Source organism: Pseudonocardia sp. ICBG1293 (genome assembly GCF_020131355.1).
Taxonomy (GTDB): domain Bacteria; phylum Actinomycetota; class Actinomycetes; order Mycobacteriales; family Pseudonocardiaceae; genus Pseudonocardia.
In genome coordinates this window covers 15,965-31,732 of record NZ_JAHLEL010000022.1, presented here as the reverse complement: position 1 = coordinate 31,732, position 15,768 = coordinate 15,965, and the positions used below count along the sequence as shown (strand labels likewise).

9 protein-coding genes and 5 pseudogenes are annotated in these 15,768 nt (G+C 65.8%); 6 read left to right on the top strand and 8 right to left on the bottom strand.

Translation table 11 applies throughout. The features are described from left to right. Positions 1-262: 262 nt before the first annotated feature. Positions 263-3,265: a Tn3 family transposase gene (locus tag KPF47_RS11845; protein WP_224386186.1), complete on the bottom strand. Its 3,003-nt coding sequence runs from the start codon at positions 3,263-3,265 to the stop codon at positions 263-265. A 105-nt stretch (positions 3,266-3,370) separates the two neighbouring features. Between KPF47_RS11845 and KPF47_RS11840 the strand changes: the two are divergent. Then, positions 3,371-3,778, top strand: a pseudogene (locus KPF47_RS11840) (transposase); the annotation flags it as partial. Between the two features lie 389 nt (positions 3,779-4,167). Here the strand turns inward: KPF47_RS11840 and KPF47_RS11835 are convergent. The 3 genes from KPF47_RS11835 to KPF47_RS11825 all read right to left on the bottom strand — a co-directional run bounded on the left by KPF47_RS11835 (position 4,168) and on the right by KPF47_RS11825 (position 7,244). Further along, positions 4,168-5,241, bottom strand: coding sequence for an IS630 family transposase (locus KPF47_RS11835; protein WP_255659547.1), 1,074 nt, complete (start codon positions 5,239-5,241; stop codon positions 4,168-4,170). A gap of 111 nt (positions 5,242-5,352) precedes the next feature. Then, positions 5,353-6,285, bottom strand: coding sequence for a hypothetical protein (locus KPF47_RS11830; RefSeq protein ID WP_224388907.1), 933 nt, complete (start codon positions 6,283-6,285; stop codon positions 5,353-5,355). Between the two features lie 401 nt (positions 6,286-6,686). Beyond that, a complete protein-coding gene (locus tag KPF47_RS11825) occupies positions 6,687-7,244 on the bottom strand; it encodes a hypothetical protein (RefSeq protein WP_224388905.1) in 558 nt (185 codons plus the stop codon). 321 nt (positions 7,245-7,565) lie between these two features. Here KPF47_RS11825 and KPF47_RS11820 point away from each other — a divergent pair. From KPF47_RS11820 to KPF47_RS11810, 3 genes and pseudogenes are all read left to right on the top strand, one after another. Continuing rightward, positions 7,566-8,214: pseudogene (locus KPF47_RS11820) on the top strand (transposase family protein); the annotation flags it as partial. A 148-nt stretch (positions 8,215-8,362) separates the two neighbouring features. Beyond that, positions 8,363-9,137, top strand: a pseudogene (locus KPF47_RS11815) (transposase family protein). Positions 9,138-9,311: 174 nt separating this feature from the next. Continuing rightward, positions 9,312-10,376 (top strand): IS630 family transposase, encoded by a 1,065-nt coding sequence (locus KPF47_RS11810; RefSeq protein ID WP_255659546.1) that lies wholly within the window; start codon positions 9,312-9,314, stop codon positions 10,374-10,376. A 215-nt stretch (positions 10,377-10,591) separates the two neighbouring features. Here KPF47_RS11810 and KPF47_RS11805 read toward each other — a convergent pair. Continuing rightward, positions 10,592-12,204 (bottom strand): annotated as a pseudogene (locus KPF47_RS11805) (ABC transporter ATP-binding protein). Positions 12,205-12,220: 16 nt separating this feature from the next. Next, entirely contained in the window at positions 12,221-12,598 is a 378-nt protein-coding gene (locus tag KPF47_RS40825; RefSeq protein ID WP_224388902.1) for a lasso peptide biosynthesis B2 protein, read from the bottom strand. A gap of 135 nt (positions 12,599-12,733) precedes the next feature. Here KPF47_RS40825 and KPF47_RS11795 point away from each other — a divergent pair. Together KPF47_RS11795 and KPF47_RS11790 are read left to right on the top strand one after the other, a co-directional pair. Next, positions 12,734-12,952 (top strand): annotated as a pseudogene (locus KPF47_RS11795) (DUF6444 domain-containing protein); the annotation flags it as partial. Between the two features lies 1 nt (position 12,953). After that, positions 12,954-14,216 (top strand): IS66 family transposase, encoded by a 1,263-nt coding sequence (locus KPF47_RS11790; protein WP_308015381.1) that lies wholly within the window; start codon positions 12,954-12,956, stop codon positions 14,214-14,216. On the opposite strand, the gene KPF47_RS11785 is transcribed toward KPF47_RS11790, so the two are convergent. Both KPF47_RS11785 and KPF47_RS11780 read right to left on the bottom strand, forming a co-directional pair. Then, positions 14,183-15,079 carry an IS3 family transposase gene (locus KPF47_RS11785; protein ID WP_224388898.1) on the bottom strand — a complete coding sequence of 299 codons (897 nt, stop codon included), beginning with the start codon at positions 15,077-15,079 and terminating at the stop codon, positions 14,183-14,185. The genes KPF47_RS11790 and KPF47_RS11785 overlap by 34 nt on opposite strands. Beyond that, on the bottom strand, positions 15,076-15,387 hold the full coding sequence (locus tag KPF47_RS11780) for a transposase (protein ID WP_224388530.1): 312 nt from the start codon (positions 15,385-15,387) through the stop codon (positions 15,076-15,078). The genes KPF47_RS11785 and KPF47_RS11780 overlap by 4 nt, the downstream gene beginning before the upstream one ends. Positions 15,388-15,768 lie beyond the last annotated feature (381 nt).

Below are 15,768 nucleotides of genomic sequence, written 5' to 3'. Positions count from 1 at the left end.
GGAATTTTTCGGGCGGATATGGAGGATGCAGGGCTGTGACCTCGTGGTTCGTGGGGATAGGTCAGATAAGCCGCGATTATCGCGTGTCTCAATCTATCGAGGCGGAAGCGACCATGGACTCGTCTCGACAGCAGTGGCCACGGAGTGCGCTGCCAGAGACGACAGTGGGTCTGAGCAGCGACGATGGGTGCTGTGGTGGCTGGCCAGTGAGTGAAACTTGCCCGATGACGGGGGCGTCGCGTCGTGAGGACGGCGAACCTGATCAGAACAGGGTGTCGCGGACACGTAGTGGTCGGTAGCCGGTCGGGCTGAGTTGGGCGAGTTCGCCGTCGATGTCGACCTCGATGGCGCCGAAGAAGTTGATGTTCTCCGAGTGGGCCGGGGAGATGTGGGCCAGGACCTCGTCGTCGATGCGGCGACCGGCGGCGCGCATCTGCTCGACGGCCAGGCCGTAGTACTCGGTCGTCCAGGTGACCACGGCGTTGGTGACGAGGGTGAGGCACCACGCCTGCTCGGTCTGTCCCTCCAGGTGTCGGGCGCGGATCATGCCCTCGTGGGCGTAGAGCAGGTCCCGCTTGAGCGCGTGCAGCGACTCGCCCTTGTTCAGCTGCCGGGAGATCTTGCGCCGGTAGGCCGGATCGGACAGGTACCGGGCGGTGTAGACGGTTCTGCGCAGCGCGCCGTACTCCTTGAGCGCCGCGGCGAGCGCGTTCTGCCGCCCGGACGCCGAGAGTTTCCCGACCAGTAGCGATGCGGTGGCGTGCCCGAACTTCAGCGACCCGGCCAGGCGCAGCAGGTCGTCCCAGTGCTCGGCGATCAGGTCGGTGTTGAGCTTGCGAGCCAACAGCGGCCCCGTCAGGGGGAACGCCGTCTCGGCCGCCGCCTTCGCACCCGTCCGGTAGAGAGTGATCTTGCCCAGGTCCCGGATCCGCGGTGAGAGCTGCAACCCGAGCAGGTCGAACAGCCCGAAGTTGACCAGGGTGACGCCGTGCGTGTCGGTGGCGTGCTCGGTGATCGGGATGTCGGTCGCGTTGCCGAGGATCTCGTCCAGGACGTAGTGCGCCTCGCGTTTCGTGGCGACGATGATCTTCGTGCCGTAGGTGGTATGCTGATCGGTCACGTGCGTGTAGGTCGACAGGCCCTCGTGCGCAAAATACCTGCTCAGAGCCCTGGCGGTGACCGACTTACCTCGCGTCGGGAACCGCTGACCGTCCGAAGAGGACAGCGTGCCGGTGCCGAACACCGGGGTCAGCGGCAGGCGCTGGTGGTAGCCGATCAGCGCCAGGTTCGCCGCCCGCAGCGTTTCCTCCCGTACGTACCACTCGGCGGTCCAGGCCAGGATGTCGTAGGAGATCCCGCACGCGTCCGCCATCCGTGTGAGCCCGAGGTTGGTGGACTGGGCGAGCAACACCGCGATCAGGTTCCGCTTCAGCTCGCGCGTGCGGGCCTGCTTGCCGCCGGCGTGGGTGAAGCAGTCCAGGAACCCGGTGCGCTTGTCCATCTCGATCAGCAGCGACACGATCGGCGCGAACGGCAGCATCTCGGTCAGCTCCGCCTTCAACGCTCTCGCCTCGGCCGGGATGTCCTCCGCGGTCAGCGGGGAGATCACCAGATCGCCGTCGTCGTCCAGGCGGACCGGGCCGTCGCCGTGGGCGAGCGTCGTTTCCAGCTTGCCCAGCGCGGTGTGCAGCTCGTCTTCGGCCTCGGCCAGGCCGGTGGCGGCGTCGGAGGGTTTGCCGACCAGTCGGCAGAACTCCGCCCGCTGATCCGCCCACTTGTCCTCGGTGAGCAGGTAGGCGGCCGGGTCGGAGTAACGGCGGCTGCCCGGCACGAACACGTCCCCGGTGCGCAGCCCGTCCCGCAGGGCCAGCAGCACGCACAGCTCCCAGTAATGCCGATACGCCGTCGCGCTGCGGTTCGCCGCGGCGGTGTCCAGGTAGCCGCGGAAGCGGGCCGGGACGAACCCGCTCGGCGCGTCGTCGGGGACCTTGCGGGCGCCGGTGGCGTTGAGCTCCCGCAGGATCGCCACCGCCTCCAGCAGCTCGGCCGCGGCGGTGCCGCCGGCGAAGGTCACGGCGTCGAGGACGTTCGGGGTGAACTGGCGCAGGTACCCGTACGAGCCGTCCAGCGCGGCGAGGTGCCCGTGATCGCGCGGCAGCGGCGGCAACGCGCTCGACTGCGCCGAACGCAGCCGGTCCCAGCCGACCCGCTCGCCCCGGATCAGACCGCCGACATCGCCGTCCGGCACCGCCGGGTCGGCCACGATGGCCAAGATCGCGTCCAAAAGCTCCTGGCGGTCCTCCCCGGACTTGGCGCGTTCGGCCAGATAGTCCCGCATCCTGTGCGCGGCCTTGCTCTCCCGCGCCGAGAGCGCCTGGTCGAACAGCGCCACCACCTCGTCGAGCACCTCGGTCGCCGACTGGGCCAGCAACGTCAGCAAGATCGGGTACCGGCGTTCCGGCTCCCGCCGTTCCAGCGCTTGGGCGGTGAGGCGGCGACCGACCGTGGCCAGGAACCGGCGGCGTTCGGCCGGCAGCACCGACAGGTCCAACGCGTGGGCGTCCATTCCGCGCAGGAACTCCAGCTTCGCGATCTCGGCCTTCACCGCCGCGGGCGAGGCCTCCACCGGCCCCTTCCCCAGCCACCGCAGCCGGGTCATCCCGATCTCCGAATCCACCACCAGCAGCCCGTCCAGCCCGACGCGGCGGGCGTCGGTGAACTCGTGCGCCAACCGGTCGAACGTCTCCTGCCGGGCCACCTCGCGGGCGTGGGCGACCCGCTTGACCACCGTCACCGGTCCCGGCCGGATCACCCGCGCCGAGATCAGGAACTCGCACGCCAGCCGGAACAGCAGCGTCGGCGAATCATGCTCCATCGCCCGCGCCAGCAGGAACTCGTCGAGCTCCTTGATCTCCAGCGTCGTCGGCGGCCGCCACCCCAGATACTGCGCCGCCAGCCGAAGATGCTCGGTGCGGGTCTTCGCCCGGCGCCCATACGAACCGATCACGGCCGGATCCACGCGCAACTGCTCAGCCAGGCGCACCACCGCCGCCTGCGGCGCCGACGCCACCTCATCCGGCACGAACCCCAACCACGACAACGAGCACACCGCGACCGCCAGACCCAGCCGATCCGCCGCGCCCCGGCCCCGACCGGGATCAACAAACGCAACGTCCGCCGGGGCCAGCGTGAAGAACCGGAACAACTCCTCCCGGCCGATCTCCGGGAACCGCCGCAGCCTCTCCAGCTCGACGTCTGTGAACACCGGAGCGACCACCCGACAACCTCCCGACCAGAACCCCAGAAACCCCCTGGTCAGGAGCCTACCCAGCCATATCCGCCCGATTATTCCCGGATACTACGGCGACCCCTGATCAGCGCCCGCGCCAATGACCACGACTCGCCGTTGCTGAAACCGACCCTGATCGGGATCTACGACATGATCGGGCCGCGGCCCGAGCGACCGTGCCTGCACCTGGACCGGGGCTATGACTCAGGCAAGACCCGCGATCTGCTCGAACGACTCGGGTTCGACGCACAGATCGCCACCAAGGGCCGGCCCGCCCCGATCCAGGTCGGTAAGCGGTGGCCGGTCGAGCGCACCCATTCCTGGATGAACGGCTACGGCAAGCTCCGCCGCTTCACCGACCGGCGCACCGTCATCGCCGCGTTCTACCTCGACCTCGCCGCCGCACTCACCGTGATCCGCAGACTGATCAACGCGGCCCGCAACCGCTACCGCTGGCCGGATAGGCCCACCACCCGCCGGCTGCGGTAACGATCAATTGCCGGACGCTCTTAGAGGTCATTTCAGAACGAGGTCGACGTGTCTGTTGTAGACGACAAGCGGCTATCTGACCTGCCGTTTGATCTGTCGTCGAGGGGTCAATGGAAACTCGACAAGTCGTTCTGAAACGACCTCTTAGAGCGCCCGGCAAATGAGGTCGTGGGGGTGTCGTTGCAGGTAGAGGCACGGACTCTCCAGGCGACCATCAGGACATCAGCAATCCCATGATCACTTGCAGGTCCGTGTCTCTACCAACACCGACACACGGCCACCTCTACTGCCGGACGCTCTTATTCGTAAAAGTGCAAAAGTGCTAAAAGTGCGAACGGATCAAACCGGAGCAGGTCGGCCGGGCTAACCGTCCTGACTGCCGACCGTATCTAGTGTCGCGTAAACGATGTTCTTTGACCGGGTCGGCAGTGGTTGAGTAGGTGGTCTGCGGGTTTGGTCCAGATGAACGGGTGGCAGCGTTCGTTCCAGCCGTCGATGAACCGGCCGATCGCGCCGATCAGTTCTCTGACGCTGCCGAAGCTGCCGAAGCTGCCGTGGCGAATGGCCTGGCGGGTGATGACCCCGAAAAAGACCTCGACCATGTTCAGCCACGATCCCGAGGTCGGGGTGAAGTGCAGGGTGATCCGCGGGTTGCGGGCCAGCCAGGCCTTCACTGCGGGGTGCTTGTGGGTCGCGTAGTTGTCCACCACCAGGTGCAGCTTGCGCCGCGGGTAGGCCTTCGCGACCTGCTTGAGGAACCGCAGGAACTCCTGATGGCGATGCCGCGGCAGGCACGCCTGCTCGACCCGCCCGGTCGCGACCTCTAACGCCGCGAACAGCGTGGTGGTGCCGTGACGGACGTAGTCATGCGTCCGTTTCTCCGGGATACCGGGCATGATCGGCAGGATCGGCGCTGTCCGGTCCAGGGCCTGGACCTGGGATTTCTCGTCGACGCAGAGCACGACGGCCTTGTCCGGCGGGTTCAGATACAACCCGACGATGTCGCGGACCTTGGCTTCGAGCTCGGGATCGGTGGAGAACTTGAACGTCTCGGACTTCCACGGCTGCAGCCCCCACCGCCGCCAAATCTTGCCGATCCACACGTGGGAGATCCCGAGCTCGGCACCGAGCAGCCGTGACGACCAGTGCGTGACTCCGAGCCGCTCAGGCGGCGGTTCCAGCGTGGCGAGCACGACCGCGACCTCGTCGATCACCGGCGGCCGGCCCGCCTTGGGCCGGTCGGCCAGCCCGGCGATCCCCTCAGCGGCGTAACGCTTCTTCCACCCGATCACCGTCGCCTTCGACGCCCCGACCAGTGTGACGATGTCCTTGACCGCCACCCCGTCCGCGGCCAGCAACACGATCCTGCCCCGTCGGGCCAGTCCCGCCGAAACCGACGAGGAACGCAGCCAGGACTCCAGCACCTCGCGGTCGGCGGCCGGAACGTCCACGGTCACAGTCAACGGCACAGCTCATGATCCCGTAAACCAGCCCGTGAGTAAAGTAACCTAGTTACCGCAATACTAGGACACTGCCTCGCCCGGGGACGCTTCGGTCCCCGGGCCGCTCCATTTCTACAGTTCGGGGGCTGCGTCGCGGATGAGGTCGGTGGCGTAGTTCTCCCGTCGGATGCGCTGGTCCTGATACAGCAGGGCGGTCGCGCCGATGCCGTAGCTGGAGCCGAGGCCGAACACCACGGTCAGCACAGCGGCGGCGGTGCCGATCGCGACCCAGAGTGGGCCGGCGATCCCGATCACGGCGGCGAAAGCGATTGCAGGCAGGGTGATCAGGGTGGTCGGGATCAGGATGAGCACGCTGATCGCGGCCAGCACGGCGAAGCAGCGCCACCAGGACCGGTGGACCAGGTCGAAGGAGCGGCGTAGCGCGGCCCCGGCGGTGCGCCCTTCGACGACGATCGCGGCGGGGGCGAAGGCGATCAGGACCGAGACGTAGATCAGCAGCAGGACCGCTACCACGGTCAGGATCCCGGCGACCGTGCTGATGGTGTCGCCGTTGCCGGCGGGGTCCGGGGTGCCCCAGAACGGGGCCGCCGCGGCGGTCTTGATGAGGGTCGGGATCAGGCTGATCAGGGTGACGACCGCCCACACCTCGTAGAGGGCCCGCAGGTGAGGGCGGGCGGTGGCCCAGGCCTGGGACAGGGTGAGGCGGGGTCGGCCGAGGACGGCGGGGCGCAGGGTGGACAGCACGACGCCCAAGGTGGGCGGGGTCACCACGAAGCAGAGCGCGACCAGCACGAGGGTGAACAACACCTCCTGCGGCGAAGTCCCCACGGGAGCGGCTTGCGCTGCGGTTTCTGCTGCGGCCGGGTCGGCTGCCGCGGCATCGGCGATGGCGGGGCCCGGGTCGAGGAGCCACCACCCGGCCAACACACCGCCCCCGACCAGCAGGAGTGCTTCCAGCAGTGCCGGGACCAGCACCGCTACCGGGTTCGCCCGGACGAACCGGACCGCCGTGGCGGCGATCTGATGCCACCGCAACGCCTGCAACGCTATGATCCCCGGACGCGGCGCTACCCCACCAGGCCCTGTCGGAACGTCCTCTTCCATGTTCCCCCTTCGTTACGATAAGGAGTGGAATCGATCATATTTTCGGTGGGCAACAGTTCTGGCGAGGGTTACTGATTCCGTGGTCTCGGCCTGAATTCCTTGTCTCTACGGTAGATTGCGAAGTTGAACCATAGCGTGACCGCGCCCTGAAGGATGAGGCTTCCGAAGAACATCAAGTCTGCCCACGGCTCATCTGAGAAAACGCGTGTGGACAGATACATCGCCACGCCGCAGCCGCATACAACAATGAAGGCAGTGAGGAATGACGGCTTCCGGATGGGTTCAGCGGGCATGGTCATCCGCTCGGACGGATAGTGTCCTGGCGGCGCGGCAAGGCGGGGCTATTGGAAGCATCCGCTCACCACTGCGTTGAGCGAGAAGAATTCGAGGAGCACGCCCTGGGCGACGCCGCCACCGTTTTTGACGATAGCGGCCTGAGTCGCGGCGACTGCCGCGCCGACGGATTCTCCCCGCGCTCGCGCTGCCTTGAAGGCGTCAACGCCCAGTTGGGCGACCTTCTTGACGCCTCCGGCGGCTTTGATCGCGGTCTTCAGCTTGAGGATCTTCGCCGGGGCGAAGCCGTTGGAGACGATCGCGATGGCGATCGCCGAGCTGCATGCCCAGACATTTGCCCGGTCGGGCGCGGAGAGGTGAGTCTTCTTCCACTGATCCCATGCGGCATCGCTGACGAGCGCGGAGTCTGGGATGGACTCAATGATCCGTAGTCCTTCTTCGAGGTTCTTGCTGTCTTGTCCAGCGAAAGATTCCTGGACTTGCTGTTCTGCTGAATGCGGTACGTGGGTAAGTGCTCTGGAGGTGAATCCGGTGGTCATGCTCATCGGGATCGCGGCGGCCAGGATCACGGTGATGGCGCGTTGTGTGTACGTCGTTGTGCTCACGCTCTGCAGTGCAGCACGTCGCGGACTATCCTGTCAAGATCAGATACGTATCGCACATATGTTGCCGCGGAGCGTGTTATTTAGGGCAGGTGCTGCCTGGAATTGCACCCATGTGCGTGTTCGTCTGATTAGGGGTGCTGTTGTGGTGTGTGGGTGTTCTGTCGTTTCCGTGCGAAGTGGGTCGGTCGCGGTGGCGCGGATCTTGCCGCTTCTACTGAGGTGTTCTCAGTAGCGCGGTGACAGATCGGTCGACACGCCGAAGACGGCGAGGTCGCAGGAGAACAGGCAGGACCCCGGTAGATCAGGTCGGTCCGACCAAAGATCGACTCCACCACCGAGGTCCTGCATGCACGATCCTGTCAGCTACACCGGTGTGCTCCCGATCGGGGAGCCCACCGTGGGCTCCCTGGCTCGGCTTCTGGCCGGTGAACGTGCCCGCCGTGGCACCCGAACCGGTCGCCGTGCTCTGGCCCCCGTCGCCCAGGCGGTCCTGGTCCTGCGGTGGTTCCTCGATGCGAGCCGTGTGGCGCGCCTGGCGGCCGACAACACGATCAGCACCGCAACCGCCTACCGCTACCTGCACGAGGGCATCGACGTCCTGGCCTCGGCCGCGCCCGGGCTCCATGGAGCCCTGCTGGCCGCCCGCGCAGCCGGCCACACCCACGTGAGTCTCGACGGAACGTTGATCACCACTGATCGGTGCCGAGCGATCGGGCCCACCGCCGGGGTGGACCTGTGGTGGTCGGGCAAGCACCACCGCCACGGCGGCAACATCCAGATCGTCACCGCACCCGACGGATGGCCGTTGTGGACCTCCCCGGTACGACCGGGCCGCGAGCACGACACCCGCTGTGCCCGTACCCACCCCGGCCTGCTCGACACCCTGGTCGCGTTCACCGACGACACCCACGCCGTCCTGGCCGACCTCGGATACCAGGGCGAAGCCGACCGGCTCACCGTGCCGTTCAAGCCCGTCCCCGGCAGCGGCCGAACAGGAGCCTTTTCCGTCGTGATTTCGCTGGTCAGCGGCTTTTTGAGGGGTCGGGGGCGTAGTGGGGTGAGGCTCCCGGGAGGGCAGCAGTCGTCCAAGATCGACCATCCTGACCGGGAGCCTCGTCGTGTTGTCCTACCCTGCTGCGATCGCGTTGTCGACTCATACTCTTGCCCAGCTCAGCGCGATGATCCGTCGGGAACGGCGTGGGCGGGCAGGACGCTGGTGGCGGCTCACCGCAGGTCAGCAGGCCCTGCTCGGCCTCGCGCATCTACGCAACGGTGACCACCTACGCCCGTCTCGCGGCCGGGGTCAAGATCGCGACCAGTACCGCTTGGCGCTACGTTCACGACACCCTGACTCTGCTCGCTGCGCTGGCCGAAGACATCGGCCAGGTCGGACATCGAATCGGGGCTCTGGCCTGGGTGCTGCTGGACGGGACCCTGGTCCCGATCGACCGCGTCGCCGGTCAGCGCCGCTTCTATTCCGGACGCCACCGCCGCCATGGAGTGAACGTCCAGGTCCTCGCTGATCCGTTCGGTCGCCTGTTGTGGGCCTCACCGCCGTTACCGGGTTCCACCCACGATGTGACCGCCGCCCGCCGAACCGGTGTGATCGACACCCTGGACAGCCGAAACATCGAGACCTGGGCGGACAAGGCCTACCAAGGCGCCGGCGGGACGATCCGGACCCCCTACAAGCGTCACCGGACACGACATCGTCTGTCGACCGGGCAGAAAGCGGTGAACCACGCTCACGCCCGTATCCGCTGCCGAGTCGAACAAGCCGTCGCTGAACTCAAGGGCTGGCACGTGTTGGACCGGCTCCGCTGCTGCCCCCGCTACGCCGGGACCATCATCGCCGCGATCACCGTCCTCAACCGGATCGAGACCCACCACTGACCTGCGGAATCACGATGGAAAAGGCTCACCGATCGTCCTTCGTCGACATGGACCGGATGTCCTCCCCGGAGGGATTCAGCGCCGATCGGCGTAGCGTCTCCGCGTAAAGGCTAGTGTTGCGGTAACTAGGTTACTTTACTCAGGGGCTGGTTTACGGGATCATGAGCTGTGCCGTTGACTGTGACCGTGGACGTTCCGGCCGCCGACCGCGAGGTGTTGGAGTCCTGGCTGCGTTCCTCGTCGGTTTCGGCGGGACTGGCCCGACGGGGCAGGATCGTGTTGCTGGCCGCGGACGGGGTGGCGGTCAAGGACATCGTCACACTGGTCGGGGCGTCGAAGGCGACGGTGATCGGGTGGAAGAAGCGTTACGCCGCTGAGGGGATCGCCGGGCTGGCCGACCGGCCCAAGGCGGGCCGGCCGCCGGTGATCGACGAGGTCGCGGTCGTGCTCGCCACGCTGGAACCGCCGCCTGAGCGGCTCGGAGTCACGCACTGGTCGTCACGGCTGCTCGGTGCCGAGCTCGGGATCTCCCACGTGTGGATCGGCAAGATTTGGCGGCGGTGGGGGCTGCAGCCGTGGAAGTCCGAGACGTTCAAGTTCTCCACCGATCCCGAGCTCGAAGCCAAGGTCCGCGACATCGTCGGGTTGTATCTGAACCCGCCGGACAAGGCCGTCGTGCTCTGCGTCGACGAGAAATCCCAGGTCCAGGCCCTGGACCGGACAGCGCCGATCCTGCCGATCATGCCCGGTATCCCGGAGAAACGGACGCATGACTACGTCCGTCACGGCACCACCACGCTGTTCGCGGCGTTAGAGGTCGCGACCGGGCGGGTCGAGCAGGCGTGCCTGCCGCGGCATCGCCATCAGGAGTTCCTGCGGTTCCTCAAGCAGGTCGCGAAGGCCTACCCGCGGCGCAAGCTGCACCTGGTGGTGGACAACTACGCGACCCACAAGCACCCCGCAGTGAAGGCCTGGCTGGCCCGCAACCCGCGGATCACCCTGCACTTCACCCCGACCTCGGGATCGTGGCTGAACATGGTCGAGGTCTTTTTCGGGGTCATCACCCGCCAGGCCATTCGCCGTGGCAGCTTCGGCAGCGTCAGAGAACTGATCGGCGCGATCGGCCGGTTCATCGACGGCTGGAACGAACGCTGCCACCCGTTCATCTGGACCAAACCCGCAGACGACCTACTCAACCACTGCCGACCCGGTCAAAGAACATCGTTTACGCGACACTAGATGCTTCTTGCAGTTCACTGGGGCGGCCGAACTCGGCGATGCACCCGTCGGATACGACTGCGACCTTATCAGCTGTCGTGACAGTGGAGATCCGATGCGCAATGACGATGACAGTCCGATCCCTTAGCAGATTTTCCAGGGCGCGTTGCACCTTGTGCTCAGAGTGTACGTCCAGGCTAGAGGTGGATTCATCCAGGACGATGACACGTGGATCGCTAAAGCAGGAGTCGAGCAATAGCGATGCGTTGCCGTTCTCCGCCTGAGAAGCGGTAGCCGCGTTCACTAACGAGCGTGCATAGGCGGTCTGGAAGCTCTGCGATCTTATCAGATAAGCCGACTGCGGACAAGGCTCGCCAAAGCTGATCGTCGCTTGCATCTGGGCAAGCCACTCGCAGATTCTCTGCTATTGACTCCTGAATAAGAAGGTGTCCTGCGGAAGCATTCCCACCTCCTTGCGGATGGTCTCCCGACCTAACCGGCGAAGATCGACTCCACCAATGACGATCCGACCGGAGTCAGGCTGGTAAAGCCGTGCAATTAACGCTCCAATAGTAGATTTTCCCGCCCCGGAGGGACCGATCAGAGCAAGTCGTTCTCCCGCGCCCACTGTGAGGGTTAGCCCGCGGAGAACACATGGGCGGATGGCGAATTCCTGATCGTGGTATGAAGGATCAGAAATACCCTCGACTGCAAGTTCAGCAGGGCTCGGGTAGGAGAAAGACACGCGCTCCAAACGAACCTCGAGCGGTCCGTCCGGCAGGCGGTCCTCGCTTCTCGGCTCCCCTGGCTCTGCTTGGACGTTCAAGACATCGAAAATCATCTTGAAGCTAGCTAGTCCCGTAGCCATCTCTGCTCGAACCGTGGATAGGTTCACGATTGGAACGTAAAGACGCGCTACGAGTAACCCTAGGGTTACTACGACGCCCGCATCTACAGCATCAGCTTCAGCAAGAATCCCTCCCAACCCATAGGTCATGGCCACCGCCAACATTGAGACACAAGACAATGATGTCACGTACACACTTTGTCGTGTATCGATCTGCACACCGAGGTTGGCCATACTCTGCGCGGTTCGCTCAAACTTTCTGGAGTCGTCGTCGGGTCTGCCCATCAGTCGGACCAGTAGCGCTCCAGATGCTCCGAGCCTCTCCTCTACCTGACTAATCAAATAGCCAGTTTGACTGCCCATTCGGTAGTGGAGCTGCGCTATAGACCGAACAAGGAAGCGGCCAGGAACTAGAAACAGGGGGAAGAGCAGCAGTGCGGCCACTGCCACTACGGGTGAAAGTGCAAGCATGGTTACGAACGTTATGACAACCATCACGGAGTTCGTGACTAGAGTCTGCGAAACAGTAGTGATCAACCGCTGAGCAAACGCCGCCTCGTTACTTATTCGGCTCACGAGACCGCCTGTGCGGTTGATGCTGAAGAACTGCATTGGCAAGTTCTGAACATGGTTGTAGACATCGCTGCGTAGGCGAGTAGCTACATCGTGACCGATACGCGCCGCTTGCCAGTCACAGATCACCTGAAGCGCGAACTCGGCGAGTGCGACACCCGCGATCGCAACTGATATCCAAATAACCAAGCTCGCGGCTTCTCCGGAAACAATCGAGTTAACCGCCCACCCTGCGAGCACGGGGGCGAGCACAGCGAGGCCAGCAGCCGTTCCCGCCGCAACTGATAGCAGGACGATCCGGCGGCTGTGAGGTCTCAGGTACTTGGTGGCGCGCAGCAAATCCGAACGCGACAACCCGCCACCTTGGATCGTCGAGTAACTCAAGGTATGTGCGACTAGCGCTTTTCCTGCCGCATCCTGGGAATCCATTCTTTAACCAGACCTCTTAATCTGACGCGCCTCTAATCGAAAGCAAGTTCACTTCGGATAGGATGACGAAGCGCTCGACATTCGGCTCCTCCAATATGGGCTTACCCGCGGCATCACATACCCATGAGTGAAACTGGAGCGGAGCCACGCCGATGCCGATACGCGCAGTTACTGCCCGACGTTTTGAGAGACACAATATGCTGCAGCACAGCGTCTGCTCGAAGCACGCGATGCGGATGGGAAGCGACGTGCCTACATTCCGTACCTTTCGAAGGGTAGCCTCCAGGTCGTCTCGGCCACTCCAACGAGTGTTCAGGTTACGGGCAAGAATGGTGAGTAGAGTGAAGCACCGTGAATTTCCGAGAGTCCATACGAGTAGCCGCGATAAGAGCAAAAGCGCACCGATCCATACGTGCGAGAACAGGGAGAATCCCTGCCGTCTGCCAGTGTAACCATTCAGGTCCTGGCTCGATGATCTACCGGTGTGTCGGTGCGTGACCCGAGGTCGGCGGTGTGCTGATCATGTGCGGTGTCCGGGTCGCAGCAGCCGTCGCGCGAGGAGCTCCTCGCGCTGATCGAGGCGCAGGCCCGCACGATCGAGGAGTTGCGGGGCGAGGTCGCCGAGCTCAAGCGCCGACTGGGTCGCAACTCGGGCAACTCCTCGCAGCCTCCCTCGGCGGACGCGCCCACGGCCTCGCCGTCGAGGATGGCCAGGCGGCGCAGCGGCCGCAAGCCCGGCAAACAGCCCGGTGCGGGCGGATCGGCGTTGTTCCAGACCAGTGGCCCCGGACGAGGTCGTCGATCACGTCCCGGATGCCTGCATCGGCTGCGGCACCGAACTATCCGGTGCGAACGTGGCCGGGATGGTGCGTCGCCAGGTCCACGACATCCCGACCATCCGCCCGGTCGTGGTCGAGCACCGGCTGCACCAGAAGCGGTGCGGCTGTGGCGCGACGACGACCGCGGCCGCTCCGGCCGGGGTGGGCGCGGCGGCGGTCTACGGGCCGAACCTGCGTGCGCTGGCGGTGTACCTGCTGGTGTTCCAGCACGTCCCGGTCGCCCGCACCGCTCAGTTGATCGCCGACGTGACCGGGGCGCGCCCGTCGACCGGCTGGATCAGCTCGGTGCTGACCACCGTGGCCGAGCTGCTGGTCGACGTCGAGAAGCTGATCAAATCTCTGATCGTGCTCGCGCACGTGATCCACGTCGACGAGACCAGCAGCAACATCAACGGGGCCCGGTGGTGGCTGCACGTCGCGGGCACCGAGAAGTTGACCGCCTATCACCTGCACCCCTCCCGCGGACGCGCCGCTGTGGCCGAGTTCGATGTGCTGCCCGCGTTCAGCGGAACCGTCGTGCACGACGCGCTGTCGGTCTATGACGCCTACCCGCAGGCCCGGCACGCCCTGTGCGGGGCGCACCTGGCCCGCGAGCTGGTCGCCGCCGGCGAGACGCACCCCGACCAGGACTGGCCAGAGCAGGCACTACGCGCCCTGCACGGGCTCAACACCGCCGCCCACCAGGCCCGCGAGCAGCACCTGTCGGCGATCCCAGCCGAGATCGTCGACCCCCTGCTCGACTCGTGGCGCCACGCGCTGCTGGTCGGGCTCGCCGAGCACCGCCGCGTGCCCGGGCGCCGACAATCCAAGACCCGTAACCTGCTCGAACGCCTGCGCGACCGTGACGACCAGGTGCTGCTGTTCGCGCGCGACCTCGCCGTGCCGTTCACCAACAACCAGGCCGAACGCGACGTCCGACCGACCAAGACCCAGCTCAAGATCAGCGGCTGCCACCGCTCGGAGACCACCGCGAAGGCGTGGCTACGGATCCGCGGCTACATCTCCACCGTCACCAAACACGGCGACGACATCCTCACCGCACTCCGCGACGCCATCACCGGAAACCCCCTGGCCACCGCCCCACGCAGCACCGACCTGAATGGTTACCTTGAGCTTCCCCCGGTTTGCCGGAGTGCGGGTTACCTGTCGGCGTCGCGCTGGGCGCGACGATAGTCGTCTTCGTACTCGTCGGGTGAGAGCCCTCCGAGGCGGGCCTGGATCCGGCGCGGGTTGTACCAGCCGTCGAGGTAGCGGATCAGCGCATGCTCGGCCTCGCAGCGGGTCGCGAAGCCCGTCCCGGGCCAGTAGAGCAGCTCGATCTTGAGCGTGGACCACAGGTTCTCGGCGAGGGCGTTGTCATAGCTGTCCCCTGTGGACCCTGTCGACGGGGCGACACCCGCGTCGACCAGGCGCTGAGTGAATCGCAGTGCCGTGTATTGGGCCCCCTTGTCGCTGTGAAAGATCAACTGACCGGGACGCAGGCTCCGGGAGCGCAGCGCGTGGTTGAGCGCGGTCAGCACCAGCACCGTCGTGGCTCGCGGGTCGGTGGCCCAGCCGACGACCCGGTTGGAGAACGCGTCCCGCACCGAGGCCAGCCACAACACGCCCTCACCGGTGACGATGCGAGTCAGGTCCGCCACCCACACCCGGTTGGGCGCGGTCGCGGTGAAGTCGCGTTCGAGCAGGTCCGGCGCCGGGCGGTGGGCCGGATTCTGCCAGGTCGAGCCGCCCTTCCAGCCGCGACGCAGGTGCGCGCCCTGAAGGCCGTGCTCGCGCATGATCCGAGCGACGCGCTTGCGCCCGACGTGCACGCCCTGGCGGCGCAGCTCCAGCCACACCCGCGGGGATCCGTAGGTGGTGGCGAACTCGCTCACCGAGCGGATCTTCACGATCTGCTCAAGCAGGACGGCGTCGTCGAGCTGCCGCTGAGAGGGGTTCGCGCGGCGGGCGCGCCAGTCGTAGTAGGTCGAGGCCGCGATGTTCAGGACCCGTAGTACGAGACCGGCGGGGAAATCATGGGCATCGACGAAGCTCATGATTTCCTCCGGGTCGGGCCGATCTCGCTGGCGAAATAGGCGCTCGCCGCGCGCAGGACCTCGTTGACCCGCCGCAGCTCAGCGTTCTCCCGCGCGAGCCGGCGGTTCTCGGCGAGCATGTCGGTCGACGGCCGATCATGGCGCTCGCCGGTGTCTGCCTCGGCCTGACGGACCCAGTTGCGCAGGGCCTCGTGATGCACCCCGAGCTGCTCGGCGAGCCCCCGGAACGTCGGGCGAGGGTCGGACTCCCGATACAGCCGAACCGCTCGTTCGCGCAGCTCATCGGGGTACTTTTTCGGTGCGGGCACCAGTGCCTTCCTTCCTGGCCCTCAAGATCGAACCAGTGTTCAGACACTCCGGCAAAGCGGGGGAACCTCACATCGACGACGAATGGCGCTTGCTGGCGTCCCAGAGCGAGGCCCTGGCACACATCGCCCGCCTCGTCGACGATGAGAAGTGGCGCTCCGACAAGCGCCGTAGCTGGTCGGCGGTCCTCCGCCGCCTCGTCCGCCACATGGACTGGGACACCGGTCTCATATCCGGGCTGACCAGCCAGCACCTCGCGGCCGCCGGCAACCGGGCCACCCGCACCGTGTCCAGAGTGCTGACATGGGCCCGGGACCAGGGTCTCCTCGTCGTCGTAGAGCCGGGCGCGAGTGCAGAGTTCCTCGGCACTGAGGCAGGGCGAG

What these genes read in the sequence shown, in the direction of transcription:
- KPF47_RS11785 (WP_224388898.1), bottom strand. Translation starts at nt 15,079, where the DNA reads ATGAGCTTCGTCGATGCCCATGATTTCCCCGCCGGTCTCGTACTACGG.